The organism is Streptomyces sp. TS71-3 (assembly GCF_018327685.1).
GTDB lineage: Bacteria > Actinomycetota > Actinomycetes > Streptomycetales > Streptomycetaceae > Streptomyces.
This window is the reverse complement of sequence record NZ_BNEL01000001.1, coordinates 1,216,624-1,236,840: the sequence shown is the minus strand read 5'-3', so window position 1 is coordinate 1,236,840 and position 20,217 is coordinate 1,216,624. Positions and strand designations below refer to the sequence as shown.

The window sequence follows — 20,217 nt, the reverse complement described above, 5'->3', positions numbered from 1 at the left end:
CGCACGCGCCCTCCCCAGAGCACACATACAGCTCACGCTACATACATGAACACCACACCTCATGCGCAACGCGTGACAGCGTAGGCACAGTCGATCACGCGTGCGAGGGATCCCCTAGGGAATGGCCGGAACTGCCACCTGCCTGTCCGGTCAGCTATGCGGCACACACAGTCAGGCCAGCAGCGCCTTGAAGGGCATCCAGTAAGGCGGGCAGAACTGACGGGGCATCAGTCCATCCAGCACGGATCCAGCAGTCACGCTCCGACTCCCCGAGCCCGGCAGCCACTACCGCTCCCCTGACCTGCGAGAACGGTTCATTCAGACGTTGCGCCACAACGTTTGAAAACCAGGGTCCAGCCGCCACGAAAACACCCCCTGACCTGCGCATTTACAGGCCAGGGGTGAATCGCACCAGAGCTACACGTTGAACCGGAACGTCGGGAGCGGCGCTGTCACCTGCGGAAACGGGCGGACTGCGGACGTTATCCAGCGTGGATCCAGCAGGGGTCCGTAGGGTGCCGTTGCGGCACCGAATCACCCCTGCGATCACCCCACGGCTGCGGGACCATCGGGCCGTGTCCAGGGCGCGCTGATGCCTAGGCGTGGGGAGACATCTCCGCAGGAGCGGCGTCGACCCGGCCGAGCCGTCTGGCAGATCGCGCGAGCGCGTGGGGCAGCCTGACCTCAGGCGGCAGCATGCGGTTCCCCTGGGACCACATCCCCGCGATTGCGGGGAGCAGACAGTCTCGGCGAGTTTATTGACGCGTATGTCGGGACCATCCCCGCGCGTGCAGGGAGCAGCTCTGCCCAGCCTCGCAACATGAAGAGGTGTTGAGACCATCCCCGCGCGTGCGGGGAGCAGGGGCCCATGCCCAAGAACTTCATGCGCTTCATGGGGCCATCCCCGCGCGTGCGGGGAGCAGAGGGGGCCGCGGTACGAGGTGGGCCACGCCCTGGGACCATCCCCGCGCGTGCGGGGAGCAGGCACATGCGCGCCAGTGAACTACAGCTGGGGAGGGACCATCCCTGCGCGTGCGGGGAGCAGATCAGCACCTCGGGCAGGGACAGGCCCGTGTTGGGACCATCCCCGCGCGTGCGGGGAGCAGTGCACGTCGTACAGCAGCTCGGGCATCGTCAGGGGACCATCCCCGCGCGTGCGGGGAGCAGGGACTGAGCCAGGAACGGGCGCAGCCCGGCATGGGACCATCCCCGCGCGTGCGGGGAGCAGGGCCGCGCCAGCTCTGGCGCGAGCTGGACCGCGGGACCATCCCCGCGCGTGCGGGGAGCAGACCAGGCGAGCATCCTTCAAGGCCGCGATGTCGGGACCATCCCCGCGCGTGCGGGGAGCAGAAGTGCCGCGACTGCCGCGACTTCGAGAGTGTCGGGACCATCCCCGCGCGTGCGGGGAGCAGGGCCGCGCCAGCTCTGGCGCGAGCTGGACCGCGGGACCATCCCCGCGCGTGCGGGGAGCAGACCAGGCGAGCATCCTTCAAGGCCGCGATGTCGGGACCATCCCCGCGCGTGCGGGGAGCAGTATGACTGGACAGGTCCTTCGACTCTCCAGTAGGGACCATCCCCGCGCGTGCGGGGAGCAGGGCGACGCCGACCCCGCCACGGTGCGCGACGCGGGACCATCCCCGCGCGTGCGGGGAGCAGGGAAAGCGTCGGTACTGGACGAACGTTCAGAAGGGACCATCCCCGCGCGTGCGGGGAGCAGAGATGTACCCCCGGTGGGGGTCACGCATGACGGGGACCATCCCCGCGCGTGCGGGGAGCAGGTCGCAGGGGTGGGCCGATTTGGATGATCCGAGGGACCATCCCCGCGCGTGCGGGGAGCAGCCGCGGTCCTGGGTCATGGCACGGCCCGGGGTGGGACCATCCCCGCGCGTGCGGGGAGCAGAGCTGACCACGGAGTCATTCGAACCCGAAGGCGGGACCATCCCCGCGCGTGCGGGGAGCAGTTCCTCACACCTTTTCCCTGAATGCGGGCGTTGGGACCATCCCCGCGCGTGCGGGGAGCAGTGTCGGTGACCTGCGACTTTAGCAGCGCAAGAGTTGATTTCCGAGCACTTTGATTGATACCGACAAATAGAACATTATTTACATAACTTCCCAAAATGAAATCCGATCCAAGCACGGCTACTCAGCTTATGCGTTGCGAGGAAGGCTCAGGTGTCCACGCTGCGGGGGAAGTCGGGGAAGCCCCCACTCTCGCATTACATGCCGGAACAGTACGTTCGGACGCAGCGGTTATCCGGGTACGGCGAGGCCGTCGAAGTCGTCGGCCTGGTCCCGGGTCATGACGATCGTGCGCATCGGGTGACACCGCCGCGCAGAAGGAACATGCAAGCCTCGCTCCCAAGCTGACGAAGCGTGTCGGCGACCGCCGCCCCGGTGAACCTATGCGGGCGCAGCACTGGCGAACTGAAGCTCCAGTTGCGGGCAGGCTTCGCTCAGGTCCCGGCGATCTGCTCGCGGATCTCGTTCATGCGGGCCGCGTTGGCGCTGTTGGTGCTGGCGTGCAGGCGCTTGTGGAGCCAGCCCGGGATCGGCGGGGCTGACTTCCGGGTCGCGTAGAGACCGTCCTGGACGGTTCGGCAGTCGGCGTCCGTCACGGTTCGGCCGCCCGTGTGCTTGTCCCACAGTGCTTCTATCGTGATCTCCACCTCCTCCCGCATACGTGCCGCCGTGTCGTGCTGGCGAGGCATTTCGACAAGGTCCAGTAGCGCCGGCATGAGGGGGACGAAGAGCCTGACCATGAACTCGCTGACGGACATGTCCTGAACCCAGGCGAGGGCCAAGGCGGCCACGGCCACGACTCCGCCGAGGATCCGCAGGAGCAGAGCGTAGGCGCGGTGGTTGCGGCGCGCCCACAACAGGTTCTGCACCTGGCAGGCCAGGACGTCCAGGGGCCAGGGGACGGTGGGGACGTCCTCGTACCAGTCTTCGTCCTTGGGGGCCGGTGTGGCTCGTAGCGCCGCCACGTCCTCGACCGTGGCACTGCGCGGCCCCGCCAGTGTTTCGTTCCATGGCAGACGGAAGAGAACGGTGTCGAGGAGTTCCTGTGCCCTGAGACCGCGCAGGTGCTGTTGCTGGTGCCATGAGGTAAGGAAGGTGCGTCCGGCCAGAAGCCACAGAGCGGCGATCACGGAGAGTGCGGAAGAGCCGCCGGGCCAGACGGCTGCGAGGACGGGTGCGGCAACGGCGAGAGCCACGGTCGCGAAGGTACGGACCGCGCGGATGCGGTCCCGCAGGTCGTACGCCTGGCGGGCGGCCGCGCGGTAGACGAGCATCTCGTGCTGGTTCTGCCGCTCGCTTATGGAGTGTCCGTCGGAGTGTGAGGGCGTCGTCACCGAGGCCTCCGAGAGCCCTTGGTTTCCTGGTCGGACTTCTCCGGATGGTAAGGCAGGCCGGGTTCTTCACTCCAGACGGCCGGTAGGCTGCGACCCCGGTCGTTCCGCACCCGCCGGTCTCTGATCTGCTCGTTCTTGGTGAACCAGACGTAGTTCCTACCTTCCGGGTCGGGCGCGACCGGCTCACCTTCCGCCGTGTCCTCGGGGCGGGCGCGAGGGTAGTGGACGGCGACCTGGTCCAGGCCCCGGGCGGCTTTCAGGAAGGTGTTCAGTGGCGATGTCTCGGCTGGGGGGTTGGTGGTCGCGACGGCCTCCTGGAAGAGCTGTCGTACGCGGTCCAGTCGTTCGTGGACGTTGGGCGCCGGATTGTCGGCGTTCGGGGAGAGGGAACGGTAGGTCTCGGCCCATTCGCCGCCCGCGCGAAGGTCGGTGGAAGCGTCGGTGTCGAGTTCGAGGCGGACGCTGCCGAAGCCGAGGGGCTTGCCGAGGCCGAGCCGGTGGTAGTGCTCGTCTGGCAGTTGGAGCAGCCAGACGAGGGCGCCGAGTTCGACGTCGGAGAGGTTGGTGACGTCGACGGCGAAGGTGAAGGAGGAGCCGGGGCGTACCCATCCGCGTACGGAGCGGTTCTGGTTGTCCAGGTGCTTGTCGTTCGGCAGGTCCGGACGGCGGTACTCCTGGAAACGGCCACTCTCGTCCGGCGTCTGGGTTCTGTTGGCGGTGGGTTCGGTCCAGTAGGACTGCGGCAGGCCCCGGTGGTGCCAGTAGGTCTTACGGCCGCGGAGTGACTGGCCACTGCTGAACCAGTCGGCCTTGGGCACCCCGGCAGGCAGCGGATTGCCATGGTCGGATCTGCCGGTCGGGTGACCGGGCCCGTTGGCCAGGTAGAAGCGGCCTTGCTGGGGCTTCGGCTGGCCGAGGATCGCCAGGGGGAACCCTTCCTCGCCGAAGTCCTCGAATCCCGCATCGTCGCCAGGTGTGACGGGTCCGATGCGTAGCTGTCCGCGGTGGGCGCCCTGCCCGGCGGGGGCACCATCGGGGGCCACCCAGCCGAAGACCCGGTCGGCCGGTGAGAGTTCGTCCAGGCGGGACGCGGGACGCAGCCCCGGGGAGAGGAGGCCGGCGGGTGCCTTGTCGAAGAGGCTGCGGCCGATCGTCACGGGCTGTAGGGAGCGGATGCGGCCGCGTTTGTCGACGTGGGCGTAGCACAGGGTGCCGGCCGTGAGTTCGGTGGCGCCTGCCTCGTACAGGTGGCGGCTCCATGCGGTGCTGCCCGGCTCTCGGCCGAGGTACTCGTCGGGGGCGGCGTACTCGCCCCGCCTGGTTGGGTGGGGACGTTGTTGGATGTCGGCGGGGCGATGGACGGTGCGGTAGTTGGTGATGGTGTCGCGCCACTGCTGCCGAAGGTCCTCGGTGAGATCGTGTTCGTCGGGGTCGATGTCCCCCGCGAAGAAGACACGCTCGTCGTGCTTGTTGCCGATGTTCCGGTTGGTGGAGCAGACCCAGCCGTGGATCTGCTTCACCTCGCCGGTGTCGTGGCTCCTGCCCGGGCCTGCGATGAGTGGCTCCTGCGGAAGTCCGGCCTCGTCCGCCAGGGTGATGTTCTCCACCTGCCAGTAGGAGAAGCCCTTCCGGTGTTCGCGGCGCCGGACCATGGCCACGACCCGGTCGCCATGCTGCGGGATCTTGCCCGGCGTTCCGGTGTAGGTGACGTTGTCGCGGCCGGACGGGTAGTAGCGCGGGAGCCAGGCGGCGTGCAGGAGAGGGTTCCGTTCCGACTGCTGCCCGACCGGTGTGTCGCCAGAGAGGAGGATGATGTGCCGGCCGCCGTCGCTGACGCGGGCGGGGACCATGTGCTGGCTGTCAGCGGAGGCCATGCGGTGGGCGAGCCGCTGGTCGTGGCCGTTGAAGACACCGAGACGGGAGTTGGTGACGGCCTCGTACGCGGCGCGGAGCATGCCCTTGACGCTGGTAGCCGGCAGGTGTGGTCGGCCGTCGTGGGAGAGGACCGGGTAAACGAGATGGTCCTTGTTCGTGCCTTCAGGCGGCTTGGCACGGGCCGGGTCGAGGAGCAGCAGTGGGGTGGCGACGGTGAGCCGGACCCGGAGAGTGCCGGTCCACAGGTCCTCGTGAAGGCGGTCGTGCCCGGTGGGGACGGCGTCGGCGAGCGGGCCCTGCCCGGGGCGTGCGAGGGTCGGAAGGAATGTGTAGGGGTTGACGAAGCGGTCCGGGTCAACGCGGAGGCCGTCAGGCTGCTTGGTCGGGGCGGCGCGCGGCGTGGCGGGTGCGTTGCGGGGGCGTACGTCCGTGGGGCTGCCCTTGCGCCAACTGAAGTCGACCGTGAGTCGGTCGAGTTCCGCTGCGGGTCGGTCGTTGAGGTCGGGGGCCAGGTCGTGCTGGGGGTTGATCTTCTTCGATCGGAACTTCCCGGTCTTCGGGTCCTCGTAGACCACGCTCAACTTCGCGGTCTCCGGGTTCCACCTCAAGGTTCCCTGGCGGGGTTGTTCGGGGGATTCGGCCACGGTGGTCACTTCCTTCCCCCGTGGGATGCGGCTTCGATGCGCAGAAGTCGTTCCTCGCCGACGTACGCGTTGCCGTGCCGGGAGTCCACACAGACGTATTCGCGCGTGGCAAGGCTGAGTCGCTGCTGGTCGGCGCTGTCGTCGCCCTCTGCACCCGTGGGATACGGGAAGGGGACGTCGAGGGTGCCGATCTGCGGGGTGTGCAGGGTCGTCCAGGTGCTGGTGCCGCGCAGGGGGCGGCCCCAGAGGAGGTAGTGGGCTTTCATCGTGGTGTGGGCGGTGAGTGGGGTGAGCTGTTCGGGGAAGGCGGCGGCGTCGGGAAGCTCCGCGGGGTCTTCCGTGAGCAGGACGGCCCGTCCCGTGGTTCCGGTCTGGCACAGCCAGCGCAGTTCCTTGTCCTCGTCGAAGGCTCTGGCTTCGAAGACGGCGTCGAGCGTGTGGACTTCGCCGTCCGCCGCATGGCAGCGGCCCCCGTGGACGTGGACGACCTTGTGTTGGTGGGGTGCGGAGAGGAACGCGACGGCTTCGGTGAATCCGGAGGCGACGAGTGCGTCGGGCAGGGTGACGGCATCGGCGGCCCGGCCGTGCAGGACGGTGGTCATACCGGGCTCCCGTCGCCGAGATAGGTCCGCCAGGCCGCGGTGAGTTCGCCAGCCCGGTCGGTGGCGAGCAGCTCGTCCAACGTCATTGCCTCGCCGAGCTCGTCGGAGCGTCTGAGGGTGATGGAAGTGACCTGGATGTCGCCCATTCCTCTGTTGGAGGCGAAGCCGAGGCGAATACGGCCTGCCTGGAGGTCCCGCAGGGTGAGCAGGAGCAGCGCCTCGGCGGCGTCGCGGAGATGGCGGCCGTCGTGCCGTCGCGATCCGAGCCGGACCAAGTCCACGGTGAGAGAGAGGGGCTCCCAATGCAGGCCATGGGGTTCCAGGGCACTGAAAAGGCGTCCGTCCGCAGCGCCTCCGGTCCAGCGGTCGATGGCGACGTGGTCGGCGCGCCGCATGCCGTAGTCCTCGCGCAGAGTGTCCAGCAGAGGTTCCCCGGCGCCGGGCGTCTCTTCCGGTTCGTAGAGGCGGGCCCACAGGTCGGCGGGGATCTCGGCGTCGGCGAAGCAGTCGTCGATCGTGAGGCAGCCGGCACCCGAGCACGCCTGCTCCTCGCCGCTGTCTTGTTGGCGCCCGCCCTCCGGCGCGGATCCGAACAGTGCATTTACAGCGGACAGTTGGGCGAGCTGCCGACGGAACGCAGCACTGAGCTCAGGTGCCGGGGCGTTCGGCTCCGCGGCGTCGGCGTCGAGTCCACGAGCCGTGCGCTCGATGCGCTCGGCATGGCTGCGCAGCACGCCCTTGAGTGCCGAGCCCGGCAGGACGGGAGAGACCATGTCCGAGGAGACGGCCGACGTCAGCGGGAGGGCATCGACGTCGGAGCCGGAAGCGGACGCCCGGACCATCACCGGGGCGAGAGGCCGCCAGGCGACCTCGATGTCGAGGAACGGCGGCGAGTCGTCCCGCCGCTGCTTCCCCTCCTCCGTTTTCCTGACGGAGTCTGCTGTCCCAACGGAGTCAGCCTTGACGCCACCGTCCCGCAGGACGGTGAACAGCCCGTCGGAGCTGGTGAGGTCCTGTTCGCACACATCGGTGAGCTCCGGAACGAGAACCATCCGGCCCAGGCCACGTGTCTTGGCCGCGCCCAGACGCAGACGGCGGTCGGTGAGCACGGCCAGGAGCCGCCGGATCTCACATCGGTCGTCCTCCCAGTGATCGCGGGTGCCGCTGTTCAGGTCGAGTTCGAAGCGGAGGAAGGAACTCCTGGGCACCACCGCCCGTGCGTGGAGGAACCCGTGGGCGGCGACGCCCCGGACCCGGTCGATGCCGACCGAGAAACGCGTCTCCACCCGAGCCGGGTCCAGCAGCGCAGCGGGTTCTCCGTTGTCGTCCAGGGACGGCGCGGCGCAGATGAGGGCGTCGCGAACCACGAACCTGCTGACTGCCGCGTGCCGTGTCCTCGGTTCGGCGTACCCCCACAGCGAGTTCGATTCCGCAGCGGCGCGGCCAGCACTCAGCAGTGTGCGGAGTGCGCCAGTCAGGCCACTGCCTGGAACGTACAGGCGTCCCTGTCCGTCGACGGCGACGGGCAGCGGGGCGTTCGGGTCATGCCCGGCACCGCCGACGTGCAGGGGGCTCAGGGCGCGCAGCCAGCCCCGGACGCGCAGGCGCCGGACGACGGCACGTTCCACGTGGACGGACATGTCAGACACCCTCTCCCGTCTCGGCCGCCCGTGTGTGCGCGGTGAGACAGTCGTCGAGCAGGGTGCGCACGGCGTGCGCCCACAGCCGCTTCTTCATGCCGTCGGCCCGGTCAGGGTGCGTGAGGAGCCGGCTCTGTTCCTTGGGAAGACCAAGGCATGCCCATACCTCGTCGCTGTCGGTGAGCATGCGGCGGAGGTGGTCCACGGTTTTCTTCGGCCAAGGGCCGCGGCGTTCGCTGCTGACGCCCTGGAGCCGGTCCAGGCCACGCAGCCAGGCCATCGTCCTCGGCTCTTCCGGGGCCCGTACCTGGCCGGCAAGCATCCGCAGGGTGCCCAACTGAGCCTGCGGAACCTCTTCGTAGCCGGAGCCAATGGCCTGAGCACGGCCGGCGGCCGAGCTTGCGAGAGTCTCGCAGGCATGCTGGATCCAGGTGCGCCAAGCGGCATCCTCCAGCACAAGCAGCGTCCCGTCGCAGTCGCCGGACTCTTCGGTCCCGGTCTCCCCCGCTCCGATCGGAGCGGGCGCCGTGTCGTCGAGGTCATCCTTGCTGCCGCGGTCGGTTCCGCAGCCTGCGCCGCCGCGCTCACCGAACGCAGCCTCCAGCAGCGCATCGGCGATCCTCACCTGTCCGTACCCCTCGGCCCGACGCAGCCCGATGCCGGAGAGCTCCACACGACTGACGGCTTCCGCTGTCACCACGCCGTCCACGACGTCGCAGGTCAGGCAACTGCCGCCCCGCATGCCCAGCATGCTGGCGCGGGGCAGACCCCACTTGCTGTGCCAGGAGTCCGAGCGGCGGCGTTCCGAGACACGCACGGGCCTTTCCGCTACCTCCTCGTCCGCAGGACGAAGCGTCACACCCAGCGCACGGCCAAGCTCGGCAGCCAGGTGTGCCGGGCTGGTGCTGGGCCGCAGCCGCTCGTCGTTCACCAGGACGTCCGACAGGAGACGCACCCGCAGCTGCCCGCGTGCGCTCGGCAGGGGGCGGGGAGCGGGGACGGGAAGCTCGCCGGCAGTCACCTCCGTCAGGCCGTAGCCGCCTCTTCGGGCCATCCCCAACCGCCACCGGCCGGTGAGGCGCTTCTGCCAGCCCGGTTCGAGTATTCCGCTGCGGACCCGGACCTGGGCCCTCAGGACCGTGCCCGCCGCGATGGCCTGGTAGGTGAACAGGCCGCCGATGTCGCGCACCGGCCGTTGCTCCAAGTCGGATATGACGTTGTGCGTGTACTCGGCCGTCTCACAGGTGACAGCGGACAGCGGTGCCCCGGGCCGATACGGACCCAAGAACTCGTTGTCGAACGGCACCGTCTGCACACCTTCGGGAACTGCCTCGGTCATCAGGTTGAACTGCCGGACCACAGGATCGTTCTTCTCACGTACCAGAGCCAGCGGAGCTGGCTCTCCCGCTCCTCCGTCCACCTCGACCGTGGCGTCGGTGATGACGAGATCGCCCGCTCGGGCGGCCATGGCCGCCCCCGGTGAGGACAACGACCGAAGGACGGCGGGCAGCATCAGCCTGCCCGGCACGTAGTCCAGGCTCCGGACCTCGTTGCCGACCTTTCTCTGATGGGCGATCACCGGACGGCGCAGCAGCATGCGCAGGTCTGCCACCTCCCACCGGGCCTGATCCCGGTCGGCGGCAGGAGTCGGGAGCCCGCGAGGAGCCGTGCCCTCGGTCACGGACGGGACCGCGGGGGGAACCCTGTGCTGACGGAGCCACTGCCAGTTCGCCGGCAGGGAGCCGACCATGAGCCGGCAGCGACCCGCGCCGCGCCTTCGCCGGTGTCCCACGCCTTCCAGCAGTCGGGCGCTCGCGTCCAGCAGAGCAGCGGCACAGTACAACTGCTCCTCATCAAGGTCGGCCTCGGTGGACACCTGCACCTGTCCGGTCAGCGCCGTGCCGCCACGGGCCATCTCCTCGTAGCGGAGGGTTCCGTCCTCGGCGCGGCCGCTGCCGGCGTCGACCTTGACACCGGGTTTGAGGAACACCGCGGCGGCCACCAGAGACGGCTTGTCGCGAAGCGCGCGCCGTACAGACGACGGGAAGTGGAGCGAGTCCACCACGAGTGCCGCCGGTCGTGGCGCGCCGATACGCATAAGGGGCACGCCCCTTCGGGTCTCCTGCGACGGCTGGCTACCGAACAGGAACTCAAGCCATGCGTGCCAGTCCTCCTGGCACCCGCCGTCCAGAGCGAACACCACGCTCTCACAAGCATCACGCCACACACCGGCGAACGTCGAGGCGGGCACGTAGGGCAGTCCGTCCATGTCGCGCTGCACGCCCGCCTGCACCCGCCCAGGCGTACCGGCGCCGGAACCGATGTGCCAGTCGCTGAGCATCGTCAGCGTGACCGGCAACTCCAGCCTCGTACTCATCGCCCCTCCAGCACGGCTGTGCCGCCGATCAAGGATTCGGGGAGAAAACCCTCAGCGTTCATCGCATCCAGAAGGCCGGTCACCAGCCGCCCCTGGCCTTCACCGTCCACGGCGGGCTCGTGCCAGAACAGACTCTCCGACTCGACCGTCAGCTCCTCCAGTCCCCGCCCGGCGAAGCGGCCCAGCAGGTTCATGAACCGGGCGTCGGCCACGCGCGGACCGGCGAACAGAGAGGATCGAAGATCATGCATCTGCGAGGTCGGAAGCCGCCGCTCGCCTTCCTCGTCCCTCGCCGTGAGGGCGGCCACACGACGCCCCAAGTCCTGCCAGCGCCGCCCGCGCACCCAGCCCAACCCCTCGTCGGGGACATCACTCACCACATACGGCTGCGCCACCAGCCGCCCGCACTCGAACTCCTGCTGCCCGCGGATCCGCGGCAGGGTTGCCTGCGTACTGTCGTAGAGCACATGGAACGACAGCGACGAGCACGGAACGCCATGAACGGCCCGCTTCACCTCTTTCGCCTCGCGCATCAGCTGGTAGGCCAAGGTCTGCGCCGTGGCGAACGGGAAGTTCGCCTTGACGATCGCCACCCCCGCCGACATGGCGAGCCCCGGGCCCAGCCCCCGGCGCGCCAACGGCCCGCTGATCTCCGGGGCCGCTGCGGTGAGCCGCTCGAACGCGCGCAGATAGAGTTCCGTGAAGGTGAGCGCCCATTCACCGGCGCACAGGGCGACGAGGTCGTCTCCGCCGAGGATCAGCGGCAGTACCGGAGCCGAGCCGCCGTCCGGGAGCAGGGCGCCCGCGTCCAGCAGTTGCGCGACCGATTCGCGGAAGGCCTGTTGGGCACAGCGTTGCAGGCCGGAAGCGAAGCCTTTGAGGGTGTCCGCGTAGGCGCGGTTGGTATCGCCTTCCACACACTCCTCGAAGTGCCCGAACACCGATCCCAGGCCGTTTCCGTCCGCGTAGACGACGCCCATCCATTCCGGCCCGTTGGAAAGGTACTCGACCACTTGCTTGAGGACCCTCGGCTCCTCGCCGACCAGCGAGGCCAGCCGGTCGAGCCCTACCCTCTCGTCCTCCTTACCGAAGGCGACCCACTTGGCCTGGCTCTCAGCCGAGCGAGGCTCCCACCGGGGCACTTCCTCACCATCGTCCAGGGGCTGCGGCACCAGGCCCGCCGCCGGAAGTCCGGTCGTGGCGCAGTCCTCCACCACCGGGAGCCTCAGGAAGCGGGCGTCCGGCCCAGGCAGCGAGGTACGGGCGGGCGTCATCCGCCGCCCGGCATCCTGCAGGGCCGCATGCAGCGCACCAGGCTCCGACCAGTCGAAAGCCTCCGTGACCACCCCGCACACCTCAAGCCCCGGCGCGTCCTCAAGCGCCGCCAGGGTCACCTCGGTCACCAGGCGACGGGCCTCGTCGCGATCACGCACCAATACGTCGGCGGTTCCGGCCCCGGTCTGCAACAACTCGACCGGACGCTTCTCAATCTGCCACGAGGCATCGAAGCCGGGGTGCAGACCTCGGAGCGCGCTACCGACCCACTGGAAGTCCACGTAAGTGATCAGTTCCGAAGCCCCGGCGATCTCGCGCCGCTTGTTCGTGACGAACATGAAACGCTCAATGTTCCACGCCTCGAATCGCACCAGATGAACGACTACGACCTCGCCCTCCCCCATCCACCCTCCCCGTGAACCTGGCCGTGAACCTGGCGCCTTCTCACTTGAGTGGCGCAACGGCGGACGGACACAGATGATCCCGCTCCGCAAGGCCCACATTCATAGCAAGCGCGAAGGGCGTCACACACGTCCGACACACGAGAACCCGCCAACCCAAGTGCCATGAAGCAGAGGGACATTGGCTGAGCGGCCACTACTCAACGTCGCCAGACGATGTGGGAGGAGCCCCGCTCTGACACTACGGGTACGGGTCATCCAGACAGGTGCGGGGGCGACTGGACTACGGCGCGGAAGCCGTCCCGGCGAGCGGGACCATCCCCGCGGGGACCGTCTCCGTCTTGATCCGGCTTGCCAGCCCACAAAGATCGTGAACGGCTCGATCCCACACCTTCCCCATGCACTAACTGGGTAAAAGTGGCATTTAACATCCCATAAAGCACCTTAAGTCCCTACCGTGGCGCGGACATCCCGCACAAGACAGCGACAAGCTCATCGCGACTGCTTACGCAGTAGCAGTCCGCAATTCCCGTCGCCGGAGGCCCGTACGGTGGGCGAAGCTCGGCATATGGCATTACGGCAGCGACCCAGTTCCACGCCCTGAGCCGTTCTCACCACGGGGCCACCCCCTGCGGGGCAGAGAGCAGTGCCAGCCCCAGCGCCTCAGACGTTCGGCGCCAGAGCCATCCCTGCGGGTGCGGGGAGCAGAAGTCTCGCCTCGATCTCGCTCAAATCTCCACGGGACCATCCCCGCGCGTGCGGGGAGCAGTCCAACCCCGCCGACGACCGTGGCCATGTCGTGGGACCATCCCCGCGCGTGCGGGGAGCAGATCACGCCCCAGGGCGGCGCATCGGAGTCCGCGGGACCATCCCCGCGCGTGCGGGGAGCAGCGGGCCAGCGAGGCGGCCAGGCCTGGGCCGTCGGGACCATCCCCGCGCGTGCGGGGAGCAGCGACACCCCGATTTCCAGCGTGAGTGCCTGGAGGGACCATCCCCGCGCGTGCGGGGAGCAGACGCTGAGCAAGAGCAACGCTTCCGTTCGGTGGGGACCATCCCCGCGCGTGCGGGGAGCAGATCACCCGCGGCGGCCTCACCTTCCCCCTCATGGGACCATCCCCGCGCGTGCGGGGAGCAGCCCGACCCCGGAGCGCGCGGCGGGCCTCGACTGGGACCATCCCCGCGCGTGCGGGGAGCAGCTGATCGAGATCTCGAAGGGGCGCGGCACCGCGGGACCATCCCCGCGCGTGCGGGGAGCAGCCGTGCGGCGCCGACTTCAAGGCGCCGCCGCCGGGACCATCCCCGCGCGTGCGGGGAGCAGGCCTGCATGCCGTCCCGCGCCCCGCTGCTGCCGGGACCATCCCCGCGCGTGCGGGGAGCAGAGCGACATCACTGTCCGCAAGGCCTACGGGATGGGACCATCCCCGCGCGTGCGGGGAGCAGGCGCACGCCCGAGGGCTGCTGTCCGCCACCAAGGGACCATCCCCGCGCGTGCGGGGAGCAGCACCCAAATTTGGGTGACTCCCCCTCCGCATGAGGACCATCCCCGCGCGTGCGGGGAGCAGGAGGTGCGCGCCTTCGGGGACGTGGCCGCGACGGGACCATCCCCGCGCGTGCGGGGAGCAGATAGTAGGCGCTGATCTGGGACGTCAGGAACAGGGACCATCCCCGCGCGTGCGGGGAGCAGGAGGCCCCCGCCGAGGAGGCGACGCAGTGCGCGGGACCATCCCCGCGCGTGCGGGGAGCAGTGTTACCAGGCAGAAGTGGGCGTCCGTGATGTGGGACCATCCCCGCGCGTGCGGCGAGCAGTCGGGGACTCATCTCCCGCATTCCACAGCAGCGGGACCATCCCCGCGCGCGCGGGGAGCAGCCAGCCAGTCGGTGCGGCCGGTGAGCTCCATGGGGACCATCCCCGCGCGTGCGGGGAGCAGCTCGCGGCGCGGGCCGCACTCCAGTCCTCGCCGGGACCATCCCCGCGCGTGCGGGGAGCAGGATCTGGGCGACCGGACGCGGGCGCTGAAGCAGGGACCATCCCCGCGCGTGCGGGGAGCAGACTCGACGACCTGCGACTTTACTGGCAGAGGAGTTGGATTTCGAGTACTTCATTTGATTCAGACGAATGGAATATTTGCCAAATAACAACTTTCATGGGGTGTCCGGTCAGAAAGCATCGGCCCCATGCACACGGGGATGGTCAAGTACGCGCACCTGCGGGTGGTTCGTGCGAAGTCGGCCCCGCGCCAGCGGGTTGGCTCCAACAGACTCCCCACGGTATTTGGCTCGGCTATGAGTCGACCGTTTCAGGACGCAGAGCGGTCTGCATGACGGTGCGGCACCGGTCCCAGGAGGCTGGGACGAGGTGCCCGTAGATGTCGACCGTGGTTTTGATCGACTTGTGTCCGAGCCAGCGGGAGACCTCGTGGATGGGGATGCTGGCGGCGAGGGCGGTGGAGGCGAAGAAGTGGCGCAGGCAGTGCGGTGTGTACTTCGGGCTCCCGTCCGGTTTCACCACCCCTACATCCTTGAGTGCCTTTCGGAAGTGGTACGTGTACGTGTTCGCCGTGGGCATGGTGCCCTTGCCACGGTCGCGTGGCGGGAACAGGACCTCCAGCCCGGACGCCATCGCCGTGCCCCACTCTCGGAGATGCGCGTCGATTTCATCGGCGAGGAACGGCGGGAGGGGAACGTCTCTGTACTCCCCTGCCGCACGGTGCTTCAGCGGGACGAAGCGGGTCGTACAGTCGTCGCGATGAGCCTTGGTACTGACCTGGCGGCGTACGCGAAGGAAATCAGTGCGCAAGCAGTCGGCGGTGACAGCCAGTGTCTCACTGATGCGCAGACCTGCTCCGGCCTGTAGGTAGATGGTCAACCGGTACTGGGGGGAGATCTGTTTGGCGATGAGATCCACCTCGTGGAGGGTGGGGATCTCGTCCCCGTCGACTGCGTTCGCTGCGCGTCGGGGAAGTTTGACCCCATCGGTGGGGTCGTCCGACCGCCGCTTCTCTTCTACTGCGGTTTGGAAGACGTGCGAGACCAGTTTCATCCGGTCACACACCGTGCTGGCGGCGAGCTTCTTGCCGAGGGCGGAGACAAAAGCCTCGATGTCCTTGCGCTGCACCCCGGCGATCGTCTTGCCGCCAAGGTGCGGAACCAGGTGGATGCGGATAAAACTTTCGTAGTTGGGGTACGTGGAGTCGCCGATGACCTGCCGCTCAAGCCACTCGGCGCAGTAGGCAGCAACCGTGATCTCGCCCCGTTTGGGGTCGAGGTACAGGCCTTCGTATTTGTCGTGCTCCAGTTTGGCGACGAAGGCTTCCGCCTGGGGCTTCTTCTCGAAGCTCTTCTGGCGTTCCGCCCCGCCCGGTTCGCGGTAGCGGACCGTCCATGTGTGTCCGCACCGCGAAATGGTGCAGGGGTAGTGCACACTCCGTTTGTCACTCTTGCATCTCTGGTAGACAGTGGCCAACGGACCACACTCCTTGCTCGCTGCGCCTCTCCGGTCTCACCCGTGGTGCTGGTCCAGGTAGGTGAGGATGTCGCGTTCGCGGAACCGCAAGAGGCGCCCGACCTTCTGAGGCTTGATGCCCCATGTGCGGTATTTGTTCCTGACGGTGACCTCACTGACTCTGAGCCAGTCCGCGACCTCCTGCACGGTCAGCAGCCGGTTACTTCCGCCTCGTGTCACTGATGCACCACCCCAGGCGGGTGCATGGTGGTTCCCTCTCTTGCTCGGTCTTTCAGATGCTGACGCATGGCGGGATGCGGCCACGGCAGCTGTGCCGGGCGTGGACCATGGACGCTCCATCTCGGGCCCGTCGTCAAGCCACGAGCGAGGCGTGTCGATGCCCGACAAGAGTGCTGGCGCAGACCTTCTCCGGATGCTTCGCCGGGGGCGCAGGCACTCGCGCCATACGTTCGCCGAGCGAGTGCTTGCGAAGAGCGGGCTGCAGCAAGGGGAATTCGTGCCCGCCAGAGAGGAATCTGGGCGGAACGGAGTTGATCCCGGTCCGCGACGACCGGCGCGGTCGAGATCACGTGGCAGGCGCGCGGGTGAGGCCGGGTGTGTTCCGAGCGTTGACTGTCGGCGGCCTCTTCAGCGCACGCCACGCCCGCCCCGTGGCGTGTTGGAACCGGAGGGCCACGCTTGCGTTACATGGGAGGTCCGTTTCGCGAACTTTGGCCACTTCGCGGAAGACGGCGTGCCACAGCCTGAGCCGGGCGGGGCAAGGCCGGGCCTTGTGAAGACCAGGACATCCTCGTGCTGAATAACGGTGAGCGGAATGCCCTGACGGCGAGCGTCGTGAACGTTCTTCATCTGGAAGAAGGACGGGCGGCTGATCAGGCGGCTGTCGCGAATGCCGGCGAGGAGGGCGACGCAGCGTTCGGAAGGCGTGAGGCCGGCGGCCCGCCCAGCCGCGAGGACGGCGGACGGCAAGTCGACGAGTTCGCCGCGTTCGCGCCAGGGGCGGGGTCGTGACGACCACGACGCCACCAGGACGGAGGAGTCGTCGGCACTGATCAAGGATCTCAGTGAAGGCTTTCAGGAGCCGATCGGTGGAGATGTGGGCGAGGTTGGAGAGATCCTGGCTGTAGCGGTAATCCTTCTTGAGCACCCCGCGTTCCCCGGTCTCCCGGGTGGAGCGGACTTGTCCATGCACGGAGTTTCCGTAGGGGGGTGAGGTGATGACTAGATCGACGTTGCCTCGGTGGCGTTCGTCGAGGAGATCTGTGAGTCGGCGAGCGTCGCCGCACGCGACATGCCCGCTGCCGCCAGTGGTCGACTGCATGGTGTAGGCGACGTTGGCGCTGGCCAGATGGGCCCAGCGCGGCTCGTATTCGGTGCCCACGGCATGGCGGCCGAGGCGGAGGGCTTCGACGAGGGTGGTGCCGATGCCGCACATGGGGTCGAGGACCAGGTCGCCGGGACGGGTGTAGGTGGTGATGGCGTGGGCGGCGATGGCCGGGAGCATCTTGGCGGGGTGGGCGGCGGAGCCGGGGACGTAGCGGCCCTTGCGCTGGGCCGGGGCAGAGGTGGGGGCGGTGTTCCACACCGAGAGAGGGGAGGGCACGGCGATGTCTCCTCTGCTGTGGGCTATGCGTGGTGGATCGCGGAGAGGGCGATGAGGTCGCAGTGCGCGACACCGGGGGAAGCGTCCGTGGGCAGGGCTGGGACGAGTCGGTCGCCGATGGGGTGGGCGTAGGCGACGACGATGTGCTGGAGGTAGCGGAAGCCGGCCGTGCGTGCGGTGGCGATCAGGAGGCCGAGCGGGTCGGTGAGCCGTCCGGCGTCTCGGCGCTGGCGGGTGGCCAGCATCAGCAGACCGTCAGCGGGCAGGAGGCGGTGGGCTCGGTGGAAGAAGCCGGACCAGCCGTCCTCCAGCACGCCAGGCTCGCAGGCACCGGTCGGCAGGGCGTCGGTGGACGCGGGCAGGGTGTCGGGGTGGAGTTCGGCGAGGAGGATGGAGAGCTTCTCTGAAGGGTCCTCTCCGTTGACATCGTCGGCATCGTCGGTTGGGGCGGCGAAGGGGGTGGTCGGGATGCGTGCGTCCATGCCCGGTGCGGTGTCACTGATCGCGATCTTGAGCAGGGGTGCGGGCCGGTGCGCGGGGTGGCCGACGAAGTCGGTTCGGATCGTGTCGATGGCCCAGGCGGGCAGTACCGCGCCGGGGATGGGTGCGGCGTTGGGTTCGTCCGGGTCGGGGAGCCAGATGGTCGTCGGCAGCGGGTGGGCCGTGCCGCGAGGGGAAACGGTGCGGTTGGGCATGGGCTGATCGGCGCCCGGGACCCAGGGGTTCGGCCGTGCTCGTGCTGACGTGAGAAATAGAGATTCGCCAGCCGATCCTTGCCACCGCCCGGTGCGCGTTCGACCTCTCGCGTCACCTGGCTCCAGGTACCCGACTGCACCGGGGACTGGCGCTCGCTGATTCCGTTCGTCGCAGGTCACCATGGGTGCGAGCCAGTCGCGCGCCACCTGCGAGCCACGAGCGAGCCGGCAAGACCTGCCACGGCACGGGGCCCCGATCGAAGCCGGGAATTTTCTTGTGTTCGATTCTTGGTGCTCCCTCTGACACGTCACAGCAGGCTGTTGCGGGTGGTCGAGGGCCAGGCCATCGCACATGCCGAGCCATTCGGCTACGGGTGGCGCGGCACTGGCGTGCGGGTGGATCGGTGGTGGCACGGGGGGCTGCGAGGGATGGCGGCGGAAGTTGTCCACGCCGTCTCCTGGAGATGCACCATGCACCACCGCCACCAGACTCTCCGCTCCTCCGCCCGCTGCCAGAGCCCGCTTCGTTCCCCGCTGACGGAGTTGGAGCAGGCGTTCCTCTCCCTCGCCCGGCGGGTGGAGCCGCTTACCTTGCCCGCGCACCTGGTGTGCGACGAGCCCGACCGTGCGGCATGGCCGGTCGATCGGATCCGCACCCACCTGGCCCATCCGTCCACCCGCGCGGAACTACGCGAGCGGACCTGGCGGGAAGTGATCCGGCGCGCCCGCGATCTGGGCGAGCCGTGGGACCTAGTCGCGGTCGCCATGACGGTTCCGGTCCTGCGCCGGATGCTCGCCCGCCTCGCCCGTCCCGCTCATCTGGAGCGCGCCGAGATCGAGCAGGAGGCCCTGGCCGCCATCGCCACCGCCCTGCACACCGTGAACCCCGGCACCGAACGGCCGGACCGCGAACTGTTCAGCGCCGCGGACCGGGCCGTGCACCGCCTGGTGTACGCCGAACGCCGTCGTGCCGCCCGCGAGACCGACCAAGGCGCAGCCCACATCGAGGCGCCCTCCACCGCGTCATGGCTGCACGTTCATGATGAGACGGTGGACGAGCTGTCGGTACTCGCTCTCGCCGTACAGGCCGGCGTGGTCAACGTGACCGAGGCACGGTTGATCGCCCGTACCCGGCTCGATGGCGAGTCCATGAGTCGCCTCGCCGCCGAGCGCGGGGTGAGCACGCGTCAGCTCTACCGGTACCGCACCGCTGCCGAACACCACCTGACCACGCATCTCCAGCGTCGGCTCAAGGCCCAGTAGGTCACCCGGCTCAGCGATCCTCGACGGCGGAATGACAATTCCCGCCGCTGGGATCTCTATTCAGGGTGACAGCGACCGAGCCGGCTCACCGGCTTGGCCGCCGGTTCTGGACCCGGGCGGCGGCCGATGCCCGGACCCGGGCCTCGCAGCGCGCGGGGGTGAGCACGACCGTCTCGTGCTGACACCCGAGAAACCCCTCCCACCGAGCCACCGCTAGGAGGCCGGCCCCGGGGACAGGGGTCCGCTCACCTCCGCGCCTGCCTGCCGTGCGCCCGGTAGTCCACTGCCCGCTCCTCTGCCCCGTCCCCGCTCTGACCGATGGAGGTGTACCGCCATGTCCACACGGCTCCGTCATCCGTACCGACCCACGGTGCGACGACTCTGCCGCTGGTTGCTCCGGCTGGCCTTCGTCGCCGCTCTCACGACGGTGGCGCTGCTTGTGGACCCGCCGCGCGGGTGGGCGGTCGCGGACATCCCGACGGTCATCACGAACCTGCGTAAGTGGATCATCGGTCTTCTCGCAGGACTGGCCACCCTGTTCCTCACCTTCGGCGGGCTGCGGTACCTGACGGCCGGCGGTGACCCTGGCGAAGTAGAAGCTGCCAAACGGGCCTTGAAAGCGGCTGCCATCGGCTATGGGCTGGCCGTCCTGGCTCCGGTGATCGTGTCCGTGTTGCAGGGCATCGTCGGGGTCGGCGACGGTGGGGGCGGGCAGTGAACCGCGCCAAGCTCTTCAGCCTCTTCCTGCCCCTGCTGTCTCTGGTTTCCCTCGTACTGCTGCCGCTCGCCCATCCGGCCTTGGCGCACACCACGGCTACGGCTGCTGTGGTTCCGACGCTTCCCGAGCCGCCCCCGCCCGAGCCACAACCCGAACCCAGCCCCAAAGCTTCTCCACCAACACCCGAGCGTGGGCCACGACCGAGCCCCGCCCCGGGCCCGACACCTGCCCCGCAGCGCCCCACACCGGAGTCCGAACGGCCATCGGCTCCCGAGCCGACGCCCGGCCCCACCCCCGCAGCATGCGAG

12 protein-coding genes, 1 pseudogene and 2 CRISPR repeat arrays are annotated in these 20,217 nt (G+C 68.7%); of the genes and pseudogenes, 2 read left to right on the top strand and 11 right to left on the bottom strand.

Annotated features, from left to right (window positions below):
• Positions 1-711 precede the first annotated feature (711 nt).
• Positions 712-2,022: direct repeats of the CRISPR family, unit length 29 nt; unit sequence GGGACCATCCCCGCGCGTGCGGGGAGCAG.
• 431 nt (positions 2,023-2,453) lie between these two features.
• From Sm713_RS05240 to Sm713_RS05195, 11 genes and pseudogenes are all read right to left on the bottom strand, one after another.
• Entirely contained in the window at positions 2,454-3,353 is a 900-nt protein-coding gene (locus Sm713_RS05240) for an S-4TM family putative pore-forming effector (protein WP_212908494.1), read from the bottom strand.
• A complete protein-coding gene (locus Sm713_RS05235) occupies positions 3,350-5,836 on the bottom strand; it encodes a TIGR03986 family CRISPR-associated RAMP protein (RefSeq protein WP_212908493.1) in 2,487 nt (828 codons plus the stop codon). Before Sm713_RS05235 ends, Sm713_RS05240 begins: the two co-directional genes overlap by 4 nt.
• Positions 5,837-5,877: 41 nt before the next feature.
• Complete coding sequence (gene csx19, locus Sm713_RS05230; RefSeq protein ID WP_212908492.1) at positions 5,878-6,474, bottom strand: CRISPR-associated protein Csx19; 597 nt, start codon at positions 6,472-6,474, stop codon at positions 5,878-5,880.
• A complete protein-coding gene (locus Sm713_RS05225) occupies positions 6,471-8,114 on the bottom strand; it encodes an RAMP superfamily CRISPR-associated protein (RefSeq protein ID WP_212908491.1) in 1,644 nt (547 codons plus the stop codon). Before Sm713_RS05225 ends, csx19 begins: the two co-directional genes overlap by 4 nt.
• A gap of 1 nt (position 8,115) precedes the next feature.
• The gene (locus tag Sm713_RS05220; RefSeq protein WP_212908490.1) at positions 8,116-10,473 is read right to left on the bottom strand and encodes an RAMP superfamily CRISPR-associated protein; all 2,358 of its coding nucleotides are present in this window, start codon (positions 10,471-10,473) and stop codon (positions 8,116-8,118) included.
• 14 nt (positions 10,474-10,487) lie between these two features.
• The gene (locus Sm713_RS05215; protein ID WP_212908489.1) at positions 10,488-12,170 is read right to left on the bottom strand and encodes a hypothetical protein; all 1,683 of its coding nucleotides are present in this window, start codon (positions 12,168-12,170) and stop codon (positions 10,488-10,490) included.
• A 615-nt stretch (positions 12,171-12,785) separates the two neighbouring features.
• Positions 12,786-14,217: direct repeats of the CRISPR family, unit length 29 nt; unit sequence GGGACCATCCCCGCGCGTGCGGGGAGCAG.
• A gap of 231 nt (positions 14,218-14,448) precedes the next feature.
• Positions 14,449-15,630, bottom strand: coding sequence for a site-specific integrase (locus Sm713_RS05210; protein WP_212908488.1), 1,182 nt, complete (start codon positions 15,628-15,630; stop codon positions 14,449-14,451).
• A 36-nt stretch (positions 15,631-15,666) separates the two neighbouring features.
• A complete protein-coding gene (locus Sm713_RS05205; protein ID WP_212908487.1) occupies positions 15,667-15,849 on the bottom strand; it encodes a helix-turn-helix domain-containing protein in 183 nt (60 codons plus the stop codon).
• Between the two features lie 408 nt (positions 15,850-16,257).
• Positions 16,258-16,686 carry a hypothetical protein gene (locus tag Sm713_RS41410; protein WP_308293188.1) on the bottom strand — a complete coding sequence of 143 codons (429 nt, stop codon included), beginning with the start codon at positions 16,684-16,686 and terminating at the stop codon, positions 16,258-16,260.
• Between the two features lie 184 nt (positions 16,687-16,870).
• Positions 16,871-17,215: pseudogene (locus Sm713_RS41405) on the bottom strand (TRM11 family methyltransferase); the annotation flags it as partial.
• Between the two features lie 41 nt (positions 17,216-17,256).
• Positions 17,257-17,928 carry a hypothetical protein gene (locus tag Sm713_RS05195; protein WP_212908486.1) on the bottom strand — a complete coding sequence of 224 codons (672 nt, stop codon included), beginning with the start codon at positions 17,926-17,928 and terminating at the stop codon, positions 17,257-17,259.
• Positions 17,929-18,399: 471 nt separating this feature from the next.
• Here Sm713_RS05195 and Sm713_RS05190 point away from each other — a divergent pair, with 471 nt between their 5' ends.
• Together Sm713_RS05190 and Sm713_RS05185 are read left to right on the top strand one after the other, a co-directional pair.
• Positions 18,400-19,191, top strand: a complete 792-nt coding sequence (locus Sm713_RS05190) for a hypothetical protein (RefSeq protein WP_212908485.1) — start codon at positions 18,400-18,402, stop codon at positions 19,189-19,191.
• Between the two features lie 334 nt (positions 19,192-19,525).
• Positions 19,526-19,909, top strand: coding sequence for a pilin (locus Sm713_RS05185; protein ID WP_212908484.1), 384 nt, complete (start codon positions 19,526-19,528; stop codon positions 19,907-19,909).
• Positions 19,910-20,217: the final 308 nt, after the last annotated feature.

Bases quoted from the DNA above. Each gene is read 5' to 3' on its own strand.
- csx19 (WP_212908492.1), bottom strand. From the start codon at position 6,474: ATGACCACCGTCCTGCACGGCCGGGCCGCCGATGCCGTCACCCTGCCC.
- Sm713_RS05225 (WP_212908491.1), bottom strand. From the start codon at position 8,114: ATGTCCGTCCACGTGGAACGTGCCGTCGTCCGGCGCCTGCGCGTCCGG.
- Sm713_RS05215 (WP_212908489.1), bottom strand. From the start codon at position 12,170: ATGGGGGAGGGCGAGGTCGTAGTCGTTCATCTGGTGCGATTCGAGGCG.
- Sm713_RS05195 (WP_212908486.1), bottom strand. From the start codon at position 17,928: ATGCCCAACCGCACCGTTTCCCCTCGCGGCACGGCCCACCCGCTGCCG.
- Sm713_RS05190 (WP_212908485.1), top strand. From the start codon at position 18,400: ATGCACCACCGCCACCAGACTCTCCGCTCCTCCGCCCGCTGCCAGAGC.
- Sm713_RS05185 (WP_212908484.1), top strand. From the start codon at position 19,526: ATGTCCACACGGCTCCGTCATCCGTACCGACCCACGGTGCGACGACTC.